Source organism: Sphingomonas sp. (assembly GCF_029239295.1).
Lineage (GTDB): Bacteria > Pseudomonadota > Alphaproteobacteria > Sphingomonadales > Sphingomonadaceae > Sphingomonas.
Map to the genome: position 1 here is coordinate 237,510 of NZ_JAQZBC010000002.1, position 21,913 is coordinate 259,422.

Annotated in this window: 20 protein-coding genes; 10 read left to right on the top strand and 10 right to left on the bottom strand. The window is 65.8% G+C overall.

Annotated elements, in window-relative coordinates; translation table 11 throughout:
- Positions 1 to 466: 466 nt before the first annotated feature.
- The gene (locus K0S66_RS02720) at positions 467 to 997 is read right to left on the bottom strand and encodes a hypothetical protein (protein WP_301073568.1); all 531 of its coding nucleotides are present in this window, start codon (positions 995 to 997) and stop codon (positions 467 to 469) included.
- A gap of 96 nt (positions 998 to 1,093) precedes the next feature.
- Here K0S66_RS02720 and K0S66_RS02725 point away from each other — a divergent pair, with 96 nt between their 5' ends.
- Positions 1,094 to 1,468, top strand: a complete 375-nt coding sequence (locus K0S66_RS02725) for a PRC-barrel domain-containing protein (RefSeq protein ID WP_301073570.1) — start codon at positions 1,094 to 1,096, stop codon at positions 1,466 to 1,468.
- 55 nt (positions 1,469 to 1,523) lie between these two features.
- On the opposite strand, the gene uvrB is transcribed toward K0S66_RS02725, so the two are convergent.
- On the bottom strand, positions 1,524 to 3,716 hold the full coding sequence (uvrB, locus tag K0S66_RS02730) for an excinuclease ABC subunit UvrB (protein WP_301073573.1): 2,193 nt from the start codon (positions 3,714 to 3,716) through the stop codon (positions 1,524 to 1,526).
- Positions 3,717 to 4,074: 358 nt separating this feature from the next.
- Between uvrB and K0S66_RS02735 the strand changes: the two genes are divergently transcribed.
- The 3 genes from K0S66_RS02735 to K0S66_RS02745 are packed head-to-tail and all read left to right on the top strand — an operon-like array spanning position 4,075 to position 6,599.
- On the top strand, positions 4,075 to 4,896 hold the full coding sequence (locus tag K0S66_RS02735; RefSeq protein WP_301073574.1) for a ferredoxin--NADP reductase: 822 nt from the start codon (positions 4,075 to 4,077) through the stop codon (positions 4,894 to 4,896).
- Positions 4,897 to 4,953: 57 nt separating this feature from the next.
- The gene (locus K0S66_RS02740; protein ID WP_301073576.1) at positions 4,954 to 6,294 is read left to right on the top strand and encodes an amidohydrolase; all 1,341 of its coding nucleotides are present in this window, start codon (positions 4,954 to 4,956) and stop codon (positions 6,292 to 6,294) included.
- On the top strand, positions 6,291 to 6,599 hold the full coding sequence (locus tag K0S66_RS02745) for a hypothetical protein (RefSeq protein WP_301073578.1): 309 nt from the start codon (positions 6,291 to 6,293) through the stop codon (positions 6,597 to 6,599). Before K0S66_RS02740 ends, K0S66_RS02745 begins: the two co-directional genes overlap by 4 nt.
- Positions 6,600 to 6,654: 55 nt before the next feature.
- Here K0S66_RS02745 and K0S66_RS02750 read toward each other — a convergent pair whose 3' ends face one another.
- Positions 6,655 to 7,647 carry an adenosine kinase gene (locus K0S66_RS02750; protein WP_301073580.1) on the bottom strand — a complete coding sequence of 331 codons (993 nt, stop codon included), beginning with the start codon at positions 7,645 to 7,647 and terminating at the stop codon, positions 6,655 to 6,657.
- 98 nt (positions 7,648 to 7,745) lie between these two features.
- Between K0S66_RS02750 and K0S66_RS02755 the strand changes: the two genes are divergently transcribed.
- Positions 7,746 to 8,414: an EI24 domain-containing protein gene (locus K0S66_RS02755; protein WP_301073581.1), complete on the top strand. Its 669-nt coding sequence runs from the start codon at positions 7,746 to 7,748 to the stop codon at positions 8,412 to 8,414.
- Positions 8,411 to 8,779, top strand: a complete 369-nt coding sequence (locus tag K0S66_RS02760; protein WP_301073583.1) for a hypothetical protein — start codon at positions 8,411 to 8,413, stop codon at positions 8,777 to 8,779. The genes K0S66_RS02755 and K0S66_RS02760 overlap by 4 nt, the downstream gene beginning before the upstream one ends.
- A 101-nt stretch (positions 8,780 to 8,880) precedes the next feature.
- Here K0S66_RS02760 and K0S66_RS02765 read toward each other — a convergent pair whose 3' ends face one another.
- Entirely contained in the window at positions 8,881 to 9,078 is a 198-nt protein-coding gene (locus tag K0S66_RS02765; RefSeq protein WP_301073584.1) for a hypothetical protein, read from the bottom strand.
- A 267-nt stretch (positions 9,079 to 9,345) separates the two neighbouring features.
- On the opposite strand from K0S66_RS02765, the gene K0S66_RS02770 reads away from it, so the two are divergent.
- The 4 genes from K0S66_RS02770 (at position 9,346) to K0S66_RS02785 (ending at position 14,022) form a co-directional block, all read left to right on the top strand.
- Complete coding sequence (locus K0S66_RS02770; RefSeq protein WP_301073586.1) at positions 9,346 to 10,272, top strand: ATP-binding cassette domain-containing protein; 927 nt, start codon at positions 9,346 to 9,348, stop codon at positions 10,270 to 10,272.
- The gene (locus K0S66_RS02775) at positions 10,269 to 11,513 is read left to right on the top strand and encodes an ABC transporter permease (protein ID WP_301073587.1); all 1,245 of its coding nucleotides are present in this window, start codon (positions 10,269 to 10,271) and stop codon (positions 11,511 to 11,513) included. The genes K0S66_RS02770 and K0S66_RS02775 overlap by 4 nt, the downstream gene beginning before the upstream one ends.
- A 68-nt stretch (positions 11,514 to 11,581) precedes the next feature.
- Positions 11,582 to 12,823 carry a cytochrome P450 gene (locus tag K0S66_RS02780; protein ID WP_301073588.1) on the top strand — a complete coding sequence of 414 codons (1,242 nt, stop codon included), beginning with the start codon at positions 11,582 to 11,584 and terminating at the stop codon, positions 12,821 to 12,823.
- Between the two features lie 101 nt (positions 12,824 to 12,924).
- A complete protein-coding gene (locus K0S66_RS02785; protein ID WP_301073589.1) occupies positions 12,925 to 14,022 on the top strand; it encodes a DUF3667 domain-containing protein in 1,098 nt (365 codons plus the stop codon).
- A gap of 149 nt (positions 14,023 to 14,171) precedes the next feature.
- Here the strand turns inward: K0S66_RS02785 and ftsH are convergent, their stop codons facing one another.
- From ftsH to K0S66_RS02815, 6 genes are all read right to left on the bottom strand, one after another.
- Entirely contained in the window at positions 14,172 to 16,136 is a 1,965-nt protein-coding gene (gene ftsH / locus K0S66_RS02790; protein ID WP_301073590.1) for an ATP-dependent zinc metalloprotease FtsH, read from the bottom strand.
- A gap of 75 nt (positions 16,137 to 16,211) precedes the next feature.
- The gene (gene tilS, locus K0S66_RS02795; RefSeq protein ID WP_301073591.1) at positions 16,212 to 17,195 is read right to left on the bottom strand and encodes a tRNA lysidine(34) synthetase TilS; all 984 of its coding nucleotides are present in this window, start codon (positions 17,193 to 17,195) and stop codon (positions 16,212 to 16,214) included.
- A 4-nt stretch (positions 17,196 to 17,199) separates the two neighbouring features.
- On the bottom strand, positions 17,200 to 18,147 hold the full coding sequence (locus K0S66_RS02800) for a tetratricopeptide repeat protein (RefSeq protein WP_301073592.1): 948 nt from the start codon (positions 18,145 to 18,147) through the stop codon (positions 17,200 to 17,202).
- Positions 18,148 to 18,222: 75 nt separating this feature from the next.
- Positions 18,223 to 19,140 (bottom strand): helix-turn-helix domain-containing protein, encoded by a 918-nt coding sequence (locus tag K0S66_RS02805; RefSeq protein WP_301073593.1) that lies wholly within the window; start codon positions 19,138 to 19,140, stop codon positions 18,223 to 18,225.
- Positions 19,141 to 19,267: 127 nt separating this feature from the next.
- On the bottom strand, positions 19,268 to 21,538 hold the full coding sequence (ptsP, locus tag K0S66_RS02810; protein WP_301073594.1) for a phosphoenolpyruvate--protein phosphotransferase: 2,271 nt from the start codon (positions 21,536 to 21,538) through the stop codon (positions 19,268 to 19,270).
- A gap of 68 nt (positions 21,539 to 21,606) precedes the next feature.
- A complete protein-coding gene (locus K0S66_RS02815) occupies positions 21,607 to 21,912 on the bottom strand; it encodes a hypothetical protein (RefSeq protein ID WP_301073595.1) in 306 nt (101 codons plus the stop codon).
- Position 21,913: the final 1 nt, after the last annotated feature.

The following is a 21,913-nucleotide window of genomic DNA, read 5'->3' on the forward strand; positions in this document are numbered from 1 at the left end:
CTAGCGGCGAAGCGCCTCCATCACCACCGCTCGCCATCCAATGCGGGAGGCAGGGCGAGCGCCCGCCGCGACCGGGGGGACGATACGGGGTACGCCAGATATGAGAAGAGGTTGCCGGGCACCCTTTCGGACAACCCGACAACCCCTAAACATGGTCAGCGGCCGGAGAGCTCCAGCCCGGGAGACCATGCGGGCCTCTGATCACTACAGCGTTCGACGTTGGCTGGAGGAAAATACCCCCCGTCGACCGCTACAGGCTCAGAAGCGCGTCCCCCGAACGAACTGAACCGACCCCATTGCTGAACCATGAGACATCGGATCACCTCCTTTCGCTGGCTGATAACTAGCGTGACCTCATCGGCCACATCCGCAATCTGAGTCGTTTAGCGATCGGAAACAAGTCTTGTTTTGCATGCCGCTTTGAACGATCCTCCGTTCCCCGCGACGATGCCGCCACCATGGCGCGTCAAGCGCGGCAATCCTCCACCACGCGACCGATTTCGGCATAGGGCGGCACCACCAGCGTTCGCGCACCCTGCTGCTCGATCACCACGCGGCCGCGGCTGAACGCCATTGCGTCGAGCAGCGGTTCGCGCGCGGTGAACACCGCCTGCGTCGATGGCGCGGAGCCGGTCATGACCTGCACCGGGACAGCGCGGGTCGCGCTGCTGGTGCGGATCGTCATCGCGCCGGTCGCAGCGCCCGGACGCGACAGGATCAGCTGGCGGCCGTTCAGATCGCAGCGAAGCGATAATTGCGGTACGCCGCCCGCCTGTCCGAAGATCGCACGCGTGCCCCCGTTCTCGCGCGCATAGCGCCACGTGCCCGGAGTCAGCGGCCAATCCTGCCAGTCGCCAGCGAGCGGCGCCGGGGTGGGCGCCGGTGGTGGTGGCGCAGCCGGCCGCGGCGCGGGCGGTGGCGGAGCGTCGGCAGGGGGCGCGACGCACGCCGCCACGCTGATCGGAAGAAGAAGGGCGGCGGCAATCAAAGGGCGCATGCCCCACCCTAGCCCGCACCTGCCCCCGGGCTCAACCGGAACCGCCGCGCGGGAACATCGGTTCAGCGAAACACGATCAGCGCCAGGGAGCCAATGATGAGCACAGCCGACACCCCTACCACCCTTGCCCTGATCGAGGCGACGCTTGTGTCGACCGTGAAGGTCGAAAGCCGTGATGGCGACAAGATCGGCACCGTGCAGTCGTTCCTGACCCACAAGGTCAGCGGCCGCGTGACCCATGCCGTGCTCAGCCTGGGCGGGTTCCTGGGAATGGGCAAAAGCTTTTACCCGCTACCGTTCTCGCTGATGAACTTCGATCCGGTGCGCGATCTGTACGTCGTCACGATCGACCGGCGGATGCTGGAAGGCGGACCGAGCTGGGCCAACAACGCCCCGCATTTCGACCAGGCCTATGCCGATCGCGTCGCAGGTTATTACGGGGTCAGCGGCGAGGACCTGACGCTCCGATAAGCGGTACCGACGGCGGTGAGCGTCTCCAGAGGGAAGCGCGCACCGCCGTCCCGGATTACCGCCGTTTTGCCATCCGGATCGCCTGTTGCTTGCCGAAGCGCGTCTTGCGCGTGCCGGGCTTGCCCTCGTTGCTTCGGCCCATCAGCGGCGCCTTGTGCTCCTGCACCGGCAAGCCAAGCTCCTCCTGCTCCAGGGCGCGGATCTCGTCGCGCAGGCGCCCGGCTTCCTCGAACTCGAGGTCGGACGCGGCCTTGCGCATCTTCTTCTCGAGCTCCTCAATATAGGCGCGCAGATTGTGACCCACCATGTGCGGCCGTTCCTCGTCGCCGGTATCGATCAGCACGCTGTCCTTGTTCGACACGTGCGCGATGATGTCGCCGATGTTGCGCTTGATCGTGGTCGGCGTGATGCCGTGTTCGCGGTTGTACGCTTCCTGCTTCTCGCGGCGACGCGCCGTTTCGTTCATCGCCCGCTCCATCGAGCCGGTGATGCGATCGGCGTAGAGGATCACGCGCCCGTCGACGTTACGAGCGGCGCGCCCGATCGTCTGAATCAGCGAGGTTTCGGAGCGCAGGAAGCCTTCCTTGTCCGCGTCCATGATGCAGACCAGCCCGCATTCGGGGATGTCGAGCCCTTCGCGCAGCAGGTTGATGCCGATGAGCACGTCATAGACGCCGAGCCGGAGGTCGCGGATCAGCTCGATGCGCTCCAGCGTCTCGACGTCGGAGTGCATGTAGCGGACCTTCACGCCCGCCTCGTGCATATACTCGGTCAGATCCTCCGCCATCCGCTTGGTCAGCGTGGTGACGAGCGTGCGGTAGCCGAGCTCCGCGGTCTTGCGGCACTCGACGATGCAATCCTGCACCTGTTCCTCGACCGGGCGGATCTCCACCGGCGGATCGATGAGGCCGGTCGGGCGAATGACCTGTTCGGCGAAGACGCCGCCGGTCTGCTCCATCTCCCAATGCCCGGGCGTCGCCGAGACGCTGACCGTCTGCGGCCGCATCGCGTCCCATTCGTTGAAGCGAAGCGGGCGGTTGTCGATGCAGCTCGGCAGGCGGAAGCCGTATTCCGCCAGCGTTATCTTCCGCCGATGGTCGCCGCGCGCCATTGCGCCGATCTGCGGCACCGTCTGGTGGCTTTCGTCGACGAACAGCAGCGCGTTCTCCGGCAAATATTCGAATAGCGTGGGCGGCGGCTCGCCCGGCAGTCGGCCGGTCAGGAAGCGGCTGTAATTCTCGATGCCGTTGCAGCTGCCGGTCGCGGCGATCATCTCGAGATCGAAATTGGTGCGCTGCTCCAGCCGCTGATGCTCAAGCAGCTTGCCCTCCGCCTCCAGCTCCTTCAGCCGCTCGGTCAGCTCGTGGCGGATCGCCTCGGTCGCCTGCTTCATCGTCGGCCCGGGCGTCACATAGTGCGAATTCGCATAGACGCGGACCGAGTTCATGCTCGCCGCCTTCTTGCCGGTCAGCGGATCGAACTCGACGATCTCCTCGATCTCGTCACCGAAGAAGCTGATCCGCCACGCCGCATCCTCGAGGTGCGACGGGAAGATCTCCAGATTGTCGCCCTTCACGCGGAAATTGCCGCGCTGGAATGCCGCATCGTTGCGTTTGTACTGAAGCGCGACCAGCTTCCTCACGATCTCGCGCTGGTCGACCGTCTGGCCCTTCTTCAGGTCGAAGATCATCGCCGAGTACGTCTCGACAGATCCGATACCGTAGAGGCACGAAACCGAGGCGACGATCAGCACGTCGTCCCGCTCCAGAAGCGACCGCGTGGCCGAGTGGCGCATGCGGTCGATCGCCTCGTTCACCGAGCTTTCCTTCTCGATGTACGTATCCGACCGGGGGACATAGGCCTCGGGCTGATAATAATCATAGTAGCTGACGAAATACTCGACGGCATTCTCCGGGAAGAAGCTCTTGAACTCCCCATAGAGCTGCGCCGCCAGGATCTTGTTCGGCGCGAGGATCAGCGCGGGGCGCTGCAACTCCTCGATCACCTTCGCCATGGTGAAGGTCTTGCCCGAGCCGGTGACGCCCAGCAGCACCTGGTCCTTCTCGCCCTGCAGGGCCGCATCGACCAGCTCGCGGATAGCGGTCGGCTGGTCGCCCGCCGGTTGGTAATCCGACACCAGCCTGAACGGCTTGCCACCCTCCACCTTTTCGGGGCGCTGAGGCCGATGAGGGACAAAATTCTCGCCGGTCTCAGGCTCAGCAAGCGAGGTACGGATCTGGATCGCCATCACTGCAATATGGGGGCACGAGGTGCGGCGCGGAAGAGCAATGCTGCTCCTCCTTGTACCGGCGGATGCGTTGCACTCGCATCGCGCTTCACCTACTTGGGCGGTCGATGGTACGCGTCAGGCAGAGGTGCCGGGCGGCGCGCACCGGATCGTCATGCGCTGGCCATGCCTTGCCCCCGCCCCGTCACGTGAGGGTCGAGCGCGTGGCCGGCTTTTCTTGCCGTGAGCTTTTCTTGCTTGCGGCCGAGGAGCAGGGCGACGACGTTGTTAGTAACCGAAGGGGCGGTCAGGTGTTGAAGACTGCCGATGATTGGGTGGCGCCGCCTGTCGCACCGGGCGCCATCAAGGAGCGAGATCGTTGACCGTACTTGCAGAACCAAAGTTGATTCCCGACCACAAGGCCTTCCTGACGGTCAACGTGAAATGGGTGCGCCACTGGAACGAGCATCTGTTCAGCTTCGCGGTGGACCGGCCGTCGTCGCTGCGCTTCCGTTCGGGCGAATTCATCATGATCGGCCTGCCGGGCGAGGACGACGCGGCAAAGCCGATCATGCGCGCCTATTCGATCGCCAGCCCGTCCTATTCCGACGAGCTCGAATTCCTGTCGATCAAGGTGCAGGACGGCCCGCTGACCGGCCGGCTGCAGATGATCCAGCCGGGCGACCAGCTGTACATGGGCCGCAAGCCGACGGGCACGCTGGTGTGCGACGCGTTGCTGGGTGGCGAGCGGCTGTGGCTGCTGTCGACCGGCACCGGCCTTGCCCCGTTCCTCAGCCTCGCGCGCGATCCGGAAGTGTATGAACGCTTCAACCAGGTGATCGTCGTTCATGGCGTTCGCCGTGTCGACGACCTGGCGTTCCGCGAGGAATTGGGCGCGCGGCTCGCCGACGACCCGCTGGTTGGCGACCAGGCACAGGAGCAGTTCCACTATATCCCCACTGTCACGCGCGAGGAATTCGAGACGAAGGGCCGCATCACCGATCTGATCGCCGACGGCCGGCTGTTCGCGCCGCCGGTCACCGGCCCAGCGAAGTTCGATCCGGAAACCGACCGCGTCATGCTGTGCGGTTCGACCGCGATGATCCGCGAGACCGCGCAGATGCTGGAACAGCTTGGGATGACCGAGGGGTCGAACGCCAATCCGGGCCAGTTCGTAATCGAACGCGCCTTCGTCGACTAAACCCGCTTCACCCCGGCGTCGCGGCGGCTATGCTGTGCGCGACAAGAGGGGAATCGAATGCGCCGTTTCGTTGTTGCCTCACTGTTTTGCGCCGTCGCCACGCCCGTGGCGGCGGCGCCTGACTATCAGGCACAGATCAAGGCCGATTACGACCGCGATCTGGGCAAGCTGTGGGACCAGTTCCACCGCAATCCGGAGCTGTCGTTCCGCGAGACCAAGACGGCGGCCGCGATTGCCGCCGAGCTGCGCAAGATCAGTGGCATGCAAGTGACCGAGAAGGTCGGCCAGACGGGCGTGGTCGGCGTGCTGAAGAACGGCACCGGCCCCGTGGTGCTGATCCGCGCAGACATGGATGGCCTGCCGGTGCAGGAAAAGTCGGGCCTGCCCAACGCCTCTACCGTGCGGCAGGTCGGCATTGACGGGGTTGAAGTGCCGGTGATGCACGCCTGCGGGCATGACACCCATATTGTCGGCCTGATCGCCACTGCCCGCCGCCTCGCCGCGATGACCGACCGTTGGAAGGGCACGATCGTGTTCGTCGCCCAGCCCGCCGAGGAGCGGATCGCCGGCGCGAAGGCGATGGTCGCCGACGGCCTCTACACCCGCTTCCCCAAGCCGGATTACGCGCTGGCCTATCACGTCGACGCCAGCATGGAGACGGGCAAGGTCGCGGCAAGCGAGACGATCCAATATTCCTCGTCCGATTCGATCGACATCGTTGTCCCGGGGATCGGCGCACACGGCGCCAGCCCGAATACGGGCAAGGACCCGGTCTATATGGCGTCGCAGATCGTGATTGCGCTGCAGGGCCTCGTCAGCCGCGAGCGCGCCCCGCTGCTTCCCGGCGTCATCACCGTCGGCTCGTTCCACGCCGGACTGAAGCACAACATCATCAGCGACGAAGCGAAGCTGCAGGTGACCGTACGCGCCAACGACGAAGCCACGCGCGCGCAGCTGGTGAACGGCATCAAGCGAATCGCGCGCGGCGTGGGCATCATGAACGGCATGCCTGAGGATAAGATGCCGGTCGTGACCCAGATCGAAGGCACGCCGACGACGATCAACGATACCGCGCTCGCGCGGCGACTGAACGCGGTGATGGTCGACACGCTGGGCGCAGCGAACGTCGTCCCCTTCGAGCAAATGGGGATGGGCGCGGAGGACTTCGCCTATTTCGTTCAGCCCGATACCGGCGTGAAAGGCTATTACATCGCGGTCGGTGGCACCCCACGCGCGGCACTGGAGGCGGCGCGTAGCGGCGGCCCGGCCGTCGCATCGCACCACTCCCCGCTCTTCAAGATCACGCCGGAGCCGGTGGTGGTGACCGGCGCAACCGCGATGACCGCGGCGGCGCTTGATCTGCTGAAGCCCGGCGCTGCAGCAGGGGCGGCGCAATGAAGCGGGTCGCGCTGCTTCTGCTCGCGCTCGGCGGCTGCGAGGTCGCGCCGGATCAGCAGGAAGTGGAACGCGTGCGCGCCGGCACCGAAGCGGTGCGCCAGCAATTGCGTGAGCCCGAAACCGCGCAGTTCAAGGGCGTCGCCGCGCATGGCGAGGCCGTGTGCGGCGAGGTGAACGCCAGCGTCGGCATGGGTCGGACGGGCTATGAACGCTTCATCGTGAAGCAGGGCAAGGTGACGCTGGCTTCGCAGCTTTCCACCGATGCCGAGATGGACGCCCGCTGGAAGGCGGATTGTCGCAGTTGAGCCGTTGAGGGCGGGAATCAGGCGGCGTCTGCCCGCCTGATCCCCCTCGTTTCGATCAGGCGTCGGCGGCCAGCGCCTTCAAGTCAGCCAGCGGACGCGCGCCGAAGTGGCTAATCACTTCCGCGGCACAGATTGCGCCGAGCCGCAGCGAACGCTCGAGATCCCAGCCCTGCGCCTGGCCGTGCAGGAACCCGGCGGCGAACAGATCGCCCGCACCGGTCGTGTCGACCACCTTGTCGACCGGCGCTGCCGGCACATGGACGCGCTGGTCGCCGGTAATGGCGCACGCGCCCTCCTCGCTCATCGTCACGACCAGCAGCGGCACCTTGTTCTTGACCGCGGCGATCGCGGCCTCGGTGTCGGCCGCTTGGGTCAGCGAAACGATTTCCGCTTCGTTGGCGAACAGGACGTCGATCAGGCCCGCATCGATCAGTTCGTGAAAGGCATCGCGATGGCGATCGATCACGAATTCGGCGGACAGCGTGAACGCCACCTTGCGACCTGCCCCGCGCGCGACGTCGATCGCCTCGCGCATCGCGGCGCGCGGCTCTTCCGGATCCCACAGGTAACCTTCGAGGTAGAGGTATTTCGCGTTGGTGATCAGATCGCGGTCGAGCGCGTCTGCCGGCAGATAGTGCGACGCACCAAGGAAGGTGTTCATCGTGCGCTGCCCATCGGGTGTCACGAAGATCATGCAGCGGCCGGTGGTGGGGCTGCCTGCCCGCGCCGCGGTGTCGAACCGGATGCCGGCGGCGCGAATGTCGTGCGCGAATACCGTGCCGAGCTGATCGTCAGCGACCTGGCCGATGAAGGCGCACTTGCCACCCAGCGCGGCCATGCCCGCGATCGTGTTCGCAGCCGACCCGCCGGACACTTCCTGCCCCGGACCCATCTTGGCGTATAGCGCGTCGGCGTCTTCCGGTGAGAAGACGAGCGCCATCGCGCCCTTGGTCATGCCGTTATCGGCAACAAAGGTGTCGGTGGCGGGAGACAGGATATCGACAATCGCGTTGCCGATCGCGACGACGTCATAAGCAGGCTGGGTCAAAAGGGGAGACTCCGATCCCGATAAGGTGAGGGTTGCGCGCGGCCGTAGATGGCAGGTCCGCCTTGCGCAACCGCACGGCTGCGCGCATTCGGGCCGTGATGTTCACGGCGCTCGCTCTCAGCCTGTCCCAGCTCGGGGATCGACCGATCCGGTCCGTCCTGCGGAAAAGCCTGTTGCTGACCGTTGTCGTCTTCGCGCTGCTCGGCGGCGTTACCTGGTGGGGCGTTAACCGCCTGCTTGAAGGGTGGACGTACAACGGCTCACTGGCCGCGGCAGCCGCGCTGGTCATCAGTGTGCTGGCGATGTGGCTCATGTTCCGCGCCGTCGCGATCGCCATCGTCGGGCTGTATGCCGACACCATCGTCGCGGCGGTGGAAAGCCGCCATTACCCGCGCGCGCTGGCCACCGCGCACGACGTGCCGATGGCACAATCGATGCGGATGGGGCTTGCCTCCGCAGGGCGCTTCGTCGGCATCAACCTGTTGCTGGTGGCCGCGTATCTGGTGCTGCTGGCCACCGGCATCGGCACGGCGGCGCTGTTCCTTGCGGTCAACGCCTGGCTGCTCGGCCGCGATCTGAGCGACATGGTGGCGGCGCGCCATATGTCGCCCGCCGAGATGCCGGCCTGGCGGCGACAGACGATGGCACGGCGCTTTTTGCTGGGGCTGGCGGTGACCGGCCTGTTCCTGATCCCCTTCCTCAATATTCTGGCTCCGGTGCTGGGCGCCGCTATGGCCACCCATTTCTATCACCGGAGCCATCGATGATCCGCCTTGCCGCCTCTCCCATCCTGCTTCTGTTGGTCGCAGGTTGCGCGACGACCGGGGGCGGAACGCTGGAGCGAGCCGCGCCGGTGCCAATCCCGTACAGTGGGGCCGGGCTTGAACGCGTCATCGGTCAGAACGCCAACGGGCTAGTGCGCCTGTTCGGCCAGCCAGACGCCGATGTGCGGGAAGGCGAGGCGCGCAAGCTGCAATTCCACAGCGGGATCTGCGTGCTCGACACCTATCTATATCCCAAGGGATCGGCCGAACCGCGCGTAACCTATGTCGATGCCCGCCAGCCCGACGGCCGTGCGATCGACCGCGCAAGCTGCGTATCGGCGCTGACCCGCCGCGTTGGCGGGAAGTAATCGCCACCATAATCGTATCCGGCTCTGATCGATGAAGCGGGCGAAAGGCTCGTACTGTGCCGCACCCACGCCTGACGCACAGCAACGTTTCTAACGCGTCCTTATGATTTCGTGTCGTTTGATGTTGAGGCATAGGACATCGCCTCTGCCGTTCCAGTTGCAGGCGTCAGACTGAACCATTCCTGATGCTCGATAGCGACAAGGAATAACAGAATAGCGACGCCAAAGCACATAAAGAACAGCGACGACCAAAACTGCTCCCTGATCGAACTTCCCAGGCGCTTTCGCTCACGGCTCATTACATAAGCTCCTTTGTTGAGCGGAAGCATATAGGGACACGATTGTTTCACTGCTTCTGCGGAATGTAATCTATGTTTGCTGCGTTGCGGCGGCTCGAAGCGGGTCAACGGCGGGCTGTGCCATTTGCTCCCCGCTCACCTCGATCAATTCGCCTGTATTTTCCCCCGCGGGATTGCTAGCGACAAAGACGGGGGGCGGCCGGTCCGCGAACGCCCGACCAGATCAACGACGGACAATCGTTCGTTATACGGGCAGCACCTGTGGACGTGACCAGCAGTCAGGATTTCGTCATTGTCGCCGATGGTCTGGTCAAACGCTTCGGCAATCGCCGCGTCGTTGACGGGGTGTCACTCACCGTACCGCGCGGCATGATCTACGGCGTGCTCGGGCCTAATGGCGCGGGCAAGACCACCACTTTGCGAATGCTGCTCGGCATTATCGAGCCGGAGGAGGGTAGCCGCATGCTGCTTGGCTGCCGCCACCCGCGCGATGCGAGCGACCGGGTCGGCTATCTGCCGGAGGAGCGCGGCCTGTATCCGGCGATGAAGGCACGCGAGGCGATCGCCTTCATGGGCGCCCTGCGCGGCCTTCCCTGGCACGAAGGACGCGTGCGTGCGGGACGACTGCTGGAGCAAGTCGGGCTGGAGCAGGCCGCCAATGAGAAGATCCGCAAGCTGTCGAAGGGCATGGCTCAGCTGGTCCAGCTGCTGGGGTCAATCGTCCATCAGCCCGACCTTCTGGTGCTCGACGAGCCCTTTTCCGGCCTCGACCCGGTCAATCAGGAACGGCTGGAAACGCTGATCCTGGCGGAGCGCGATCGCGGCGCGACGATCCTGTTCTCCACCCATGTCATGGCCCATGCGCAACGGCTGTGCGATCGGCTGGCGATCATCGCCGGGGGCAAGCGCCGGTTCGAGGGGACGGTGGCGCAGGCCCGCGCCATGCTGCCGCAACAGGTACATTATGAGCCACACTTCCCCGACGACGACATTCGCGGCCAATTACCTCCCGATGCGCGGCCCGATGGTGACGGGTGGCGTTTTGAACTACCAGCGGAAGGAATAGAGACGCTGCTGAAGCGATTGATCGATGCTGGCTATGGCATATCCGGTCTGTCGATCGAGCGGCCAGGGCTGCACGAGGCCTTCGTTCGTATCGTCGGTGAGGCCGCCGCGATGGATCGCGCTGCATGACCGCCCGCACCACGGATCTGCGCCGCCGCCTGCGTCAGACGCTGACAATCGCGCACCGCGATTTCACCGCCACCGTCTTTACGCCAATTTTTCTGCTGTTCCTGCTGGCACCCGTCATCATGGGCTCGTTCGGCGCCATCGGCGGGCTGGGCGCCGCGTCCGTCTCTGCGGGCGCCGCCGAAAAGGAGCGCGTGGTGGTGATCGCCGATCCGCAGGACACGGCAACTCTGGTGGCCGCCGACCGCGCGCTGCGGCGGCTCTCCTCCTCGGAGGCTGCGCCCCCGCCGCTCGACCTGCGCGCGCCACAGGGCAACGCACGTGCCCAGGCGCTCGAAGCGTTCAACACGCCCGATGTCGACGTACTCGCGGTGATGCACGGACCTTTTGCCGCGCCCGAGATCCTGTACGGACAAAGCCGGCGCTCCGCCCGCTACCTGGCGGTACTTGCGGATCAGGCACTGCGGATCGATCGCACCGGCATCGATCCGCTTAGCCGCGCGACCTTCACCCGCATGACTCGTGCCGCCCCGACCGCAGGCTCTCGCAACACCGCCGCGTTTTTCGCAGTGTTCGGCATTTTCTTCCTGACGCTGTTCCTGTCGGGCCAGGTCGTCGGAACGATGGCGGAGGAGCGCAACAACAAGGTGATCGAGGTACTTGCCGCGGCCGTCCCGCTGGAAAGCGTGTTCCTGGGCAAGCTGCTCGGCATGTTCGGCGTTGCCGTCCTCTTCGTCGGCTTCTGGGGACTGGTCGTAAGCCAGATTGGCGCCTTGCTACCGCCGGAGGTCGATATTGCGGATCTGACGCCGGCGGTTGGCTTCCGCACCTTTGCCCTGCTGTTCGCGGCCTATTTCACCACTGCCTACCTTCTGCTCGGCTCGGTGTTCCTCGGCATCGGCGCGCAGGCGTCGACGATGCGCGAAATCCAGATGCTGTCGCTGCCGATCACCGTGCTCCAGGTGGGCATGTTCGCGCTCGCCTCCGCCGCCGCGTCGAACCCGGGCAGCTGGGTGGCGCAACTGGCGGAGATATTCCCACTGTCCTCCCCCTTCGCCATGGCAGGGCGCGCGGCGAATTCGCCTGAACTGTGGCCGCACGTCGCGGCGCTCGCGTGGCAATTGCTGTGGGTGGCGATCTTCATCACCATTGGCGCGCGCCTGTTCCGCCGCGGCGTCCTTCAATCGGGAAGCCCGGCCGGCGGGTGGAAGAAGCTGTTTCGTCGCGGGTCGTCAGACCTTTGACCGCAACCCCTATTGACAGTTCTGTCAGTTAGGGCTTCTCTCCATCCATAAGATACGGGAGAGAGATGATGGCGACCCTTGCCAGGAGCGCGGTGGAGTCGGTTGATCCGTTCGATGTGAGCCGACCAGAGCTCTACCGTGACGACACCTGGCGGGCGCCCTTTGCGCGGCTGCGGGCCGAGGCGCCGGTGCACTATGTGTCGCATTCGGAATTCGGCCCCTATTGGTCGGTCTCTACCTACAAGCCGATCGTCGAGGTCGAATCGCTTCCGGACCTTTATTCTTCCGAGACGGGCGGCATCACGCTGGCCAATTTCGAGACGGATGATCCCAAGGCGGTGCGCATGCCGATGTTCATCGCGCGCGACCGGCCGGTGCATACCGCGCAGCGGCGCACCGTCGCGCCCGCCTTCACCCCTTCCGAAATGACGCGCATGGCGGCCGATATTCGCCGTCGTACCGCGGAAGTGCTCGACCGGCTGCCCTGGAACGAGGAGTTCGACTGGGTCGACACCGTGTCGATCGAACTGACCACCGGCATGCTCGCCATCCTGTTCGATTTCCCGTGGGAGGACCGGCGCAAGCTGACCTTCTGGTCCGATTGGGCCGGGGATATCGAAATCATCAAGAACGACGAGCTGCGCCAGCAGCGGCTGATGCACATGTATGAGTGCGGCAGCTACTTCCGCAGGCTGTGGAACGAGCGGCTCGACAAGCCGCTTCAGCCCGATCTTATCAGCATGATGGTCCATTCCGATGCGATGCGGGAGATGGACGACAATGAGTTCATCGGAAACCTGATCCTGCTGATCGTCGGCGGCAATGATACGACGCGCAACACCATGTCGGGGCTGGCCTATGGTCTCGACAAATATCCCGATCAGCGCGCCAAGCTGGAGGCCGACCCCTCCCTGATCCCCAATGCCGTCAGCGAACTGATCCGGTGGCAGACGCCGCTGGCCCATATGCGGCGCACTGCGACGCGCGATACCGAGCTGATGGGGCAGCAGATCAAGGCCGGGGACAAGCTGGCGCTCTGGTACATTTCCGGCAACCGTGACGAGAGCGTGTTCGGCGCGGATGCCGACGCGCTTGTGGTCGATCGCCCCAACGCCCGGCGGCACCTCGCCTTCGGCCACGGCATCCATCGCTGTGTCGGTGCGCGGCTCGCCGAATTGCAGATCGGCATCCTGCTGGAAGAAATGGCCAAGCGGCGCATGCGCGTGAACGTCACGGGTGCGCCCGATCGCGTATCGGCCTGTTTCGTCCACGGCTACCGCCGCCTTCCCGTCCAACTGAGCAAATACTGATGTGGTAGCGCGGCGGCTGCGACTGTCCGCCGCCGCGCGCCCGCATCTTGCCTCCCGCCCGGCGCGCACCTTATGCTGGCGCGACCGGCCGAGGGGGGCTCATGTCAAACGCAATCGACGCAGGCGCTGACCGCGCGAGGGGCGGGCTGATCGGCCCAGCGGTGGAGCCGACCGCCGTCGCTCACCATCAGCATCACCATCCAACCCACTGCCTGAACTGCGACACGATGCTGATCGGCCCGCACTGCCACGTCTGCGGGCAATCGGGCCATGTCCATCGCACCGCCGGCGCAATCGTCCATGATATCGCCCACGGCGTCTTCCATTTCGAAGGAAAGATCTGGCGAACATTACCGATGCTGGTGCGCCAGCCGGGGCTTCTCACGCGGCGCTATGTCGACGGCCAGCGCGCGCGGTTTGTCTCGCCGCTCGCCATGTTCCTCTTCACCGTGTTCCTCATGTTCGCAATCGTTGCAAACCTGCCGGGATGGACGTTTGCGGGGGGCGATGCGCTCGCCTCGGGGCTGTCTGGCGGCATGTCCGAAACGCGCGCCAAGGTGGCGGGCGAGCGTGCAAAGGCCGAGGCCAAGATCGCCGACTACAGCCGCCGGCTGACCGGCGAACGGCAAAAGGCTGACCCGAAAGGCGAGCGGATTGCGTCGCTTGAGCGCAGGCTAACCGAGGCGCGTGAAACCGCCGCTGATCTGCGCCGGGCCGAGCAGTTGCTGCCGCAGCGCGGTGTCAGTGAACTGTCGCGCGGGACGGGAGAGAGCTGGCTTGATGCCAAGCTGCGCCATGCGCGGGAGAACCCGACGCTGCTGCTCTACAAGATGAAGACGTCGGCTTATAAGTTTAGCTGGGCGCTGATCCCGCTGTCGGTCCCGTTCCTGTGGCTGCTGTTCCCGTTTAACCGGCGCTTCGGCCTCTACGATCACGCGGTTTTCGCGACGTACTCGCTCACCTTCATGTCGCTGCTGACGATCGCGGCGGCAATCCTGGCGTCGCTGGCGGTCCCCGCGCAATTGCTGATCACGGTCGTTTCCATGATCGCGCCGATCCACATCTATAAACAGCTGCGCGGCACCTACGCCCTGGGTCGCAAAAGCGCGCTGCTGCGGACGGCTGCGCTGCTCCTGTTCATCATGGCGGCGATCATCCCCGCCTTCACGTTCCTGCTAGTCTATCTGGGCGTCGCCTGAGGTAATCCGATGGATTTGCGCACCTAGCGCGCGTTACGCTTGCCATACACCCAAACGACAAATGCCGGGCGATGCCCGGCATTTGAACGTTCCGTTTGCCGTGATGACTGGCAAGCGGCGGTGCCCGTCCAGCAATCATTGAACAGCGATCAGGCGCCGGCCGGCGTCGGATTGCCGAACGGGCCCTGCGGCCGGCGCGTCTTCGGGATCGACGTCCCGACCGCCGGCAGCGACGACGTCTTCGGCTGCTCGGTGCGGCCGATGCCCTCGCCGGAGATCAGCTTCTTGATCTCGTCGCCCGACAGCGTTTCATATTCGAGCAGCGCGCCGGCCAGCAGGTGAAGCTGGTCGTTGTGCTCGGTCAGCACATCCCTGGCGCGCGCCAGACCGCCCTCGACGATCGTCTTGATCTCATGGTCGATCAACTGCGCCGTCTCGTTCGACATGTGCGTCGGCTGCGAGGACGAATAGCCGAGGAAGCTCTCGCCCTCGGGCTGCGCATAGTCGACCGGGCCGACCTTGTCGGACATGCCCCATTTGGTGACCATGTCGCGCGCCAGCCCAGTGGCATACTGGATGTCGCCGCTCGCACCCGAAGAGACCTTGTCGTAGCCGAAGATGACTTCCTCGGCGACGCGGCCGCCCATCGCCACCGCTAGGTTCGCGTACATCTTGTCGCGATGGTAGCTGTAGCTGTCCCGTTCCGGCAGGCGCATCACCATGCCCAGCGCACGGCCGCGCGGGATGATCGTCGCTTTGTGGATCGGGTCGGATGCCGGCTCGTGCAGCGCGACGATCGCGTGGCCCGCCTCGTGATAGGCGGTCATGCGCTTCTCGTCCTCGGTCATCACCATGGAGCGCCGCTCGGCACCCATCATGACCTTGTCCTTGGCCTCTTCGAATTCGGCCATGGCGACAAGCCGCTTGCCCTTGCGCGCCGCGGTCAGCGCCGCCTCGTTGACGAGGTTGGCGAGATCCGCGCCCGAGAAGCCCGGCGTGCCACGCGCGATGGTGCGCGCGTCGACGTCCGGCGCCAGCGGCACCTTCTTCATATGCACTTCGAGGATCTTCACGCGGCCCTCGATGTCCGGGCGCGGCACAACGACCTGGCGGTCGAAGCGGCCCGGACGCAGCAGCGCGGGGTCAAGCACGTCGGGGCGGTTGGTCGCTGCGATGATGATGATGCCTTCGTTCGCCTCGAAGCCGTCCATCTCCACGAGCAGCTGGTTCAGCGTCTGCTCGCGCTCGTCATTGCCGTTGCCCAGGCCAGCGCCCCGATGGCGGCCGACCGCGTCGATTTCGTCAATGAAGACGATGCACGGCGCGCTCTTCTTGGCCTGTTCGAACATGTCGCGAACGCGGCTGGCGCCGACGCCAACGAACATCTCGACGAAGTCCGAGCCCGAGATGGTGAAGAACGGCACGCCGGCCTCACCCGCGATTGCGCGGGCGAGCAGCGTCTTGCCGGTACCGGGCGAGCCGACCAGCAGCGCGCCCTTCGGGATCTTGCCGCCCAGGCGGGCGAACTTCGACGGGTCCTTCAGGAACTCGACGATCTCCTCCAGCTCCTCGCGCGCCTCGTCGATGCCAGCGACGTCGGCAAAGGTGACCTTGCCTTCCTTCTGCGTCAGCATCTTCGCGCGGCTCTTGCCGAAGCCCATGGCGCCGCCGGCGCCGCCACCCTTCTGCATCTGCCGAACGACAAAGAAGGCGATGCCGAGGAACAGCAGGAACGGCAGCGCCTGAACCAGCATATACTGCCAGATCGAGGGGCCTTCGTCGCGCTTGCCCGAAATCTCGACACCTGCCTTGCGCAGGCGATCGGTCAGCTGCGGATCGGAAACAGGGTCGGTACGGAATTTCTCGCCACTCGACAGCGTACCCGAAATCTGGTCGCGCGAAATGGTCACGTCCTTGACGGTGCCCTCGTCGACCTTGTCGAGGAATGCCGAATAGGCGATCGCGTTGCCCGTCGCGGCGCTCGTGCGACCATCGAACATGGTCACGACGATGGCCAGCGACAGCAAGATGCCGACCCAGATCAGCAGGCTCTTCATCCAGGGATTGGGGCCGGGGCCGCCGTTATCACCTGACTGCTTGTCGTTGTCGTTCATGCCGTACCTTTCACGCCCTGCAATGTAGGCTGCGCCGGGTTAATGGCAATGGAACGGGACGCAGAATTCGCTCGCTCAGACTGATCGACGCGGCGGTGCCTCACGGAAGTACCAGCTGCCCCGCCGGGTGCCCGCCACCACCCCGCCCTGCGTCGCCCGGCGGCCGCTCAGCAACGCGTCGAGCAGCGGCTCGACATTGGCTGCCTCGTCGAACGCCGGCGTGGTGATTCCCGCCGCCGCCCGCACGACGATGATCGCGCGGCGGGCCAAGCGCCGGAGGGTGTCGCGCGGCAGCCCCTGATGGCTCAGCTGGACGCCATCGACGCGAATCTCGGCGCGCTCACGCCAGAAGAGCGCCGCAATCTCCGCCAGTTCGCGCTCGGCCTCACCGACCGCAGCGGCGGTTCGTGCCAGCGCCGGCGGATCAAGCCATTCGTTGCGATCGAGCAGCTGACGAAAACGGGTGCGATCATGCCGCAGGTCGTGATTGGCAGGATCGTCGATGAACGGCAGCCCGGCGCGGCGGACGGTGGCGCGCAATGCGGCACGGCGCCACGACAGCAGCGGGCGCACCACCGATGCGCCGCTGATCGTTGTCGCCGGGCGTATGGCGGCGAGCCCAGTGACCCCCGATCCGCGCGATGCGCGCATCAGGAACGTTTCGGCCTGGTCGTCGGCATGGTGGGCGGTGGCGATCGCCATCGCCTGGCGACGCTCGGCCCAGGTAGCCAGCGCATCGTAGCGCCCTTCGCGCGCTCGCGCCTGCACGCTGGCGCCCTCAATCGGCGCGCTGACCGTCAGAATGTCGTGCGGGATGCGCAATGTGGCGGCCTCTCGCCCGACCATCCGCGCTTCCTCTGCCGCTTCGGGGCGCAGGCCGTGATCCACCGTGGCGGCGATGACCGCGTCAGGAAAGGCAAGCGCCGCGAGCACCAGTAACGCCATGCTGTCCGGTCCGCCCGACACCGCGACCCCAATCGGGCGCTCACGCGTCGGCGCCTCGCGGGTCAGGCCGATCAGATCCTGGCGGAACCGGACGACTTCCGGGTGATCAGCCACAGGCTCACTTGCACTTGGCAGCGGTGCGCGCCCGCGCGACGTCGTCCTTCATGCCCTGGCCGATCTTGTCGCCATAGACGTCGGTCAGCTCACCATAGACCTTGCACGCGTCGGCCGGCTTGTTGAGCTTCAACAGCGCCTGTCCCAGGTAATAAAGGCTTTCCGGCGCGCGCTCGCCATCCGGATATTTCTTGTAATTGTCGTAGAAGGCGATCGACGCGAGGCTCGGCTTGCCATCGTCCAGATAGGACCGGCCCAGCAGGTTCTGCGCATAGCTCGCCCGGCGTGACTTGGGATAGGTCGCCACCACCTTCTTCAACTGATCGGCCGCTTCCGGATAGCGCTTGGCCGCCCACAATCGATAACCGTAGATATAGTCGTCCTCGTCGGCCTTGCCGGTCGACGGCTTCTCGACCGCACCGGCCCCAGCGGGCTTGCTGGCCGTCGACGTGCCAGCAACCTGCCCCTCAAGGCTGCCGCCGCCGCGGGTCGGGCTGGTCGTGCCGGTCGACGCACTCGCCGGGCGAGGCGGCGGCGGCACCACCGGCCCGCCGGTGCCCAGATTGCTGGCCGTTGCATCGCCGCCGAGGCCACCGTCCAGCCGCGCGTCAGTCGCCTTCTTATAGGCGGTGAACTGATCCTCCAGCTGGCGCACGCGATATTGCGTCTGCTCGATTTGCCCGGTCATGCTGGCGATCTGCTGTTCCAGCGACGACACGCGCTGCGTCAGGTCAAGCACCGCGCTGGAGGCGGGCGACCCGATCTCTTCGGGAGCGGCCTGCGGCGCTCGCACCTGCGGTTCCAGATACGCGGCGGCGCCACCGGGGAATACCTTGCGCTGGACGGCCCGCATCTCGCTCTCGAGCTTCCCGACGCGGCCCTCCAGGCCCGATTGCGCTGCAACCGGCGTCGCCGCAGCAGACATCATGGCGACAATGAGGAACTTACGCATCAGTCAATGCCCCCGGAACAGGTTGATATCGCGCTATAGCTACACACGCTTGCCTGTCGCCAGCCTTAAGGCCGATCAGTTCGCCGGAACGCTGGTCCCTGCGCCAACCGCAGCACCCGCAGCAGCATCGGACGTGGCGAACGCCGGCGGCACGGCCGCGCTGGTGCGGGCGCCGGCGACCGCCGGGCTGGCGGTAGGCGATGCTGCAGGCGCGGGTGCGCCCTCGCCGCCGATCCGCGCCGCGAGCGCCGCTGCACCCACCGGAACGTCCTTGATCGGGCGAGCGCCACTGCCCAGCGGCGGCAGTGCAGAACCGTTCAGCGTCACTTGCAATTTGTCGGGCCGCCCGACGTTGATCTTGGGGTCGTTCGCGTCCGCCGGCACGTCATAGCGCTCACCCGGCTTCATCGTGCCCAGATACAGCGTCTTGTCCGCCGCATCATAGACGCGCAGCCATACCTCGTCGGTCGCGACCAGCGAGACTTGGTCGGCGCGGCGCGGCACCTGCGTCGGCTGCGCGGCGGGAACGGCCACCGCGACGGAGGGGCTGGCGGCAGGCGCATCGCCCTCACCGTGGAACAGCCCACTCGCAAACCACAGCACCGCCAGAACGGCTACAGCCAGCGCCAGACCGGCGGCAACCACCACCATCCCGCGGCTTGGCACGCGCGCGGGATCGGCAATCTCATAGGGCTGATATTGCGGCGTCGTACGCGGCGACTTCAACGCCTCGACGCGGACGTCGCGCGCCAGCACGACCTCGTCCTCGCCCACGGCACGGGCATAGGCCCGCACGAAGCCGACCGCATAGGTCGGCGACGGCAGCGCCCCATAGTTCGAAGCCTCGATCGCCTCCAGGTGACGCAGCGGCACGCGTGTGCGCGCGCCGATTTCGGCCAGCGACATGCCTTGCTGCTCGCGGGCGGCGCGCAGCCTCTCACCAACAGGTTGCGGGAAGAGCGTCGCGTTATCGCCGCGCTCGGCCTCAGTCATTCGCTTCTCCGCTTCGGGCGGACTGCCCCGTCCGTCCTCGCCCGCACGTCTCACAGAGCAGGCTATCTGTGTCAATCGAGCCACACGTCTTTTGATCGGTGCCGGCGCTCCGTTCAGCGCCGTTTGCTCAGCCGAGCTCGACCCCGTTCGCTTCGGCCCATTGCGTCAGCACGGTGCGCATGTCGCGCGGGGGTGCGGCGAGCAGCCGCGTCATCTCGGCGGAGATAGCGGCGCGGTCGAGCGTGCGGACCATCGCCTTGATCGGGCCGACGGCTGCAGGGGTGATCGAGAAGCGATCGATCCCGATACCGATCAGCGCCATCGCCTCCAGCGGCCTGCCACCCATTTCGCCGCAGACGGCAACCGGCACGCCGGCAACGCGGCTCGGCTCCAGCACCGAACCGATGAAGCGCAGAATGGACGCCGACAGCCAGTCGTACCGTTCCGCCAGCTTCGGATTGGCGCGATCCGCGGCAAACAGGAATTGCGTCAGATCGTTGGTCCCGATCGACAGGAAATCGACCTGCGGCAGCAGCAGGTCGAGCTGATAGGCAAGGCTCGGGACCTCCAGCATCGCGCCGTAGCGCACTTCGTTGGGCAGCCGCCGGTGCCGCGAGGCGACCCAGGCGCGCTGTTGTTCGAACAGCGCGCGCGCCTCGTCAAATTCCCAAGCCTCGCTCACCATCGGGAACATGACGTGTAGCGTCCGCCCAGCCGCCGCCTCGAGCAGCGCGCGCGCCTGCGCCTTCATCAAACCGTTACGCTCCAGCGCCAGGCGGAGCGCGCGCCAGCCCATCGCCGGATTTTCCTCCTCGCCGTCGTGCTGGATCAGATAGGGAAGCGCCTTGTCGCCGCCGATGTCGACGGTGCGGAAGACCACCGGGCGCTCGTCCGCAACGTCCAGCACCTCGCGGTACAATCGCTGCTGGCGTTCGCGCTGCGGCAAGGTGGCGGAAACCAGGAACTGGAATTCGGTACGGAACAGCCCGATGCCGTCGGCGCCGGTCACGTCCAGCGCGCCCACATCGTCGCGCAGACCGGCATTGATCATCACGGTCACGCGATGCCCGTCCTTCGTCGTGGGCGCGACATCGCGCAGCGCCGCATAGGCGGCGCGTCGCTTCTGGCGCAGCGCCAGCTTGGCATCGAACGCCTCCTCCATCGCGCTCGACGGGCGGACCACGACCGACCCACCGTTAACGTCAAGCAGCAGCAGGTCCCCCTCAGCGATCTGCCGACGCACCTCCCGCACGCGGCCCAGCACCGGCACGCCCATCGCGCGCGCCACAATGGTGACGTGCGCGGTCAGGGATCCTTCCTCCAGGATCACGCCCTTCAGCCGCCGACGGTCATATTCCAACAACTCGGCCGGCCCCAGATTGCGCGCGATCAAAATGGTGTCCTGTCGCAGCCCCAGTTGCGCCGCGGTACCCATCTGACCCGACACGATGCGCAGCAGGCGGTTCGACAGATCCTCCAAATCATGCATCCGGTCGGCGAGCAGCGGATCGTCGATCTGCCGCATCCGCTGGCGCGTGCGCTGCTGCACCCGCTCGATCGCCGCCTCGGCAGTTAGGCCGCTGTCGATGGCCTCGTTGATGCGTCGCGACCAACCCTCATCATAGGCGAACATCTTGTAGGTCTCGAGCACCTCCTCATGCTCGCCCCCGCCGCCGAACTCAGCCTCGCGCGTCATCTTGTCGATCTGTTCGCGCATTTTGTCGAACGCGGCATAGACACGGTGCCGCTCCGCCTCGACATCCTCGGCGACGGTATGCTCAATATGGATACGCGGCTGGTGAAACACCGCGTAGCCCGCGCCCATTCCCTCGACCAGCTTTTGCCCGGTCAGCCGGATGCTGGCGGTGGAGGATTGCGGCCGGTCGCGCACCCCGGCGGGGTCGATCAGGCCTGCATTGGCGATCAGCTCGCTCAACACCATCGCGACTGTCTGCAGCGCCTCGATCTCGACATCTGCATAGCGGCGCGGGTCGGCATGCTGCACCGCCAGAACGCCGACTGAGCGTTCGCGCCGGATAATCGGCACGCCGGCGAAACTGTGGAAACGATCCTCACCCGTTTCGGGCTTGTACGCGAAATCGGGGTGGCTCGCCGCCTCGTCCAGGTTCAGCACTTCGCTGTTCTGCGCGATCGTGCCGACCAGGCCTTCGCCCAGCGCCAGCTTGGTCACATGAACCGCGTCGGGAGAGAGGCCGCGCGTCGCAAACAGTTCCAGCACGCCTTCGCGCAGGAGGTAGATCGAACAGACTTCGCTGTTCAGCGCCTCACCGATGATGTCGACGACCTGGTTCAGCTTGGCCTGCGCGTTGGACCGCGCCGCCATCACGTCATGGAGATTGACGAGGATTTCGCGGGCGGAAGCGGCGGCAGAAAGCATGACGCTGGGCTAGCAGGCGAAGGGGCTGGGTGCCACGCAACATTTGCTGCGTGGCACCGCAGCAAACATCAGTTCTTCTGCTTCTTTTTCTTCGGCTCGGGCGCACTGTCGCGCGGGAACAGCACGGCAGCGACACCGATCGCGATGGCGCCGACACCTGCGGTCGCGCCGATGATCTTGCCCAGCGACCAACGGCGCTTGCCTGGTTCGGCCCATTCATCCCCCTTCGAGGACGAGGAGTTCGGCGTCGGCGTGGAGGCCTTGCTGGAAGACGTTGCAGACCCAGCTGTGGCCGACGCGGTCGGCGTGTGCGGCGGTTCCTGGATCGGGAAGGGCGACTGGTTGCCTGGCGGTACCGGCGGCGTGTGGGTCATC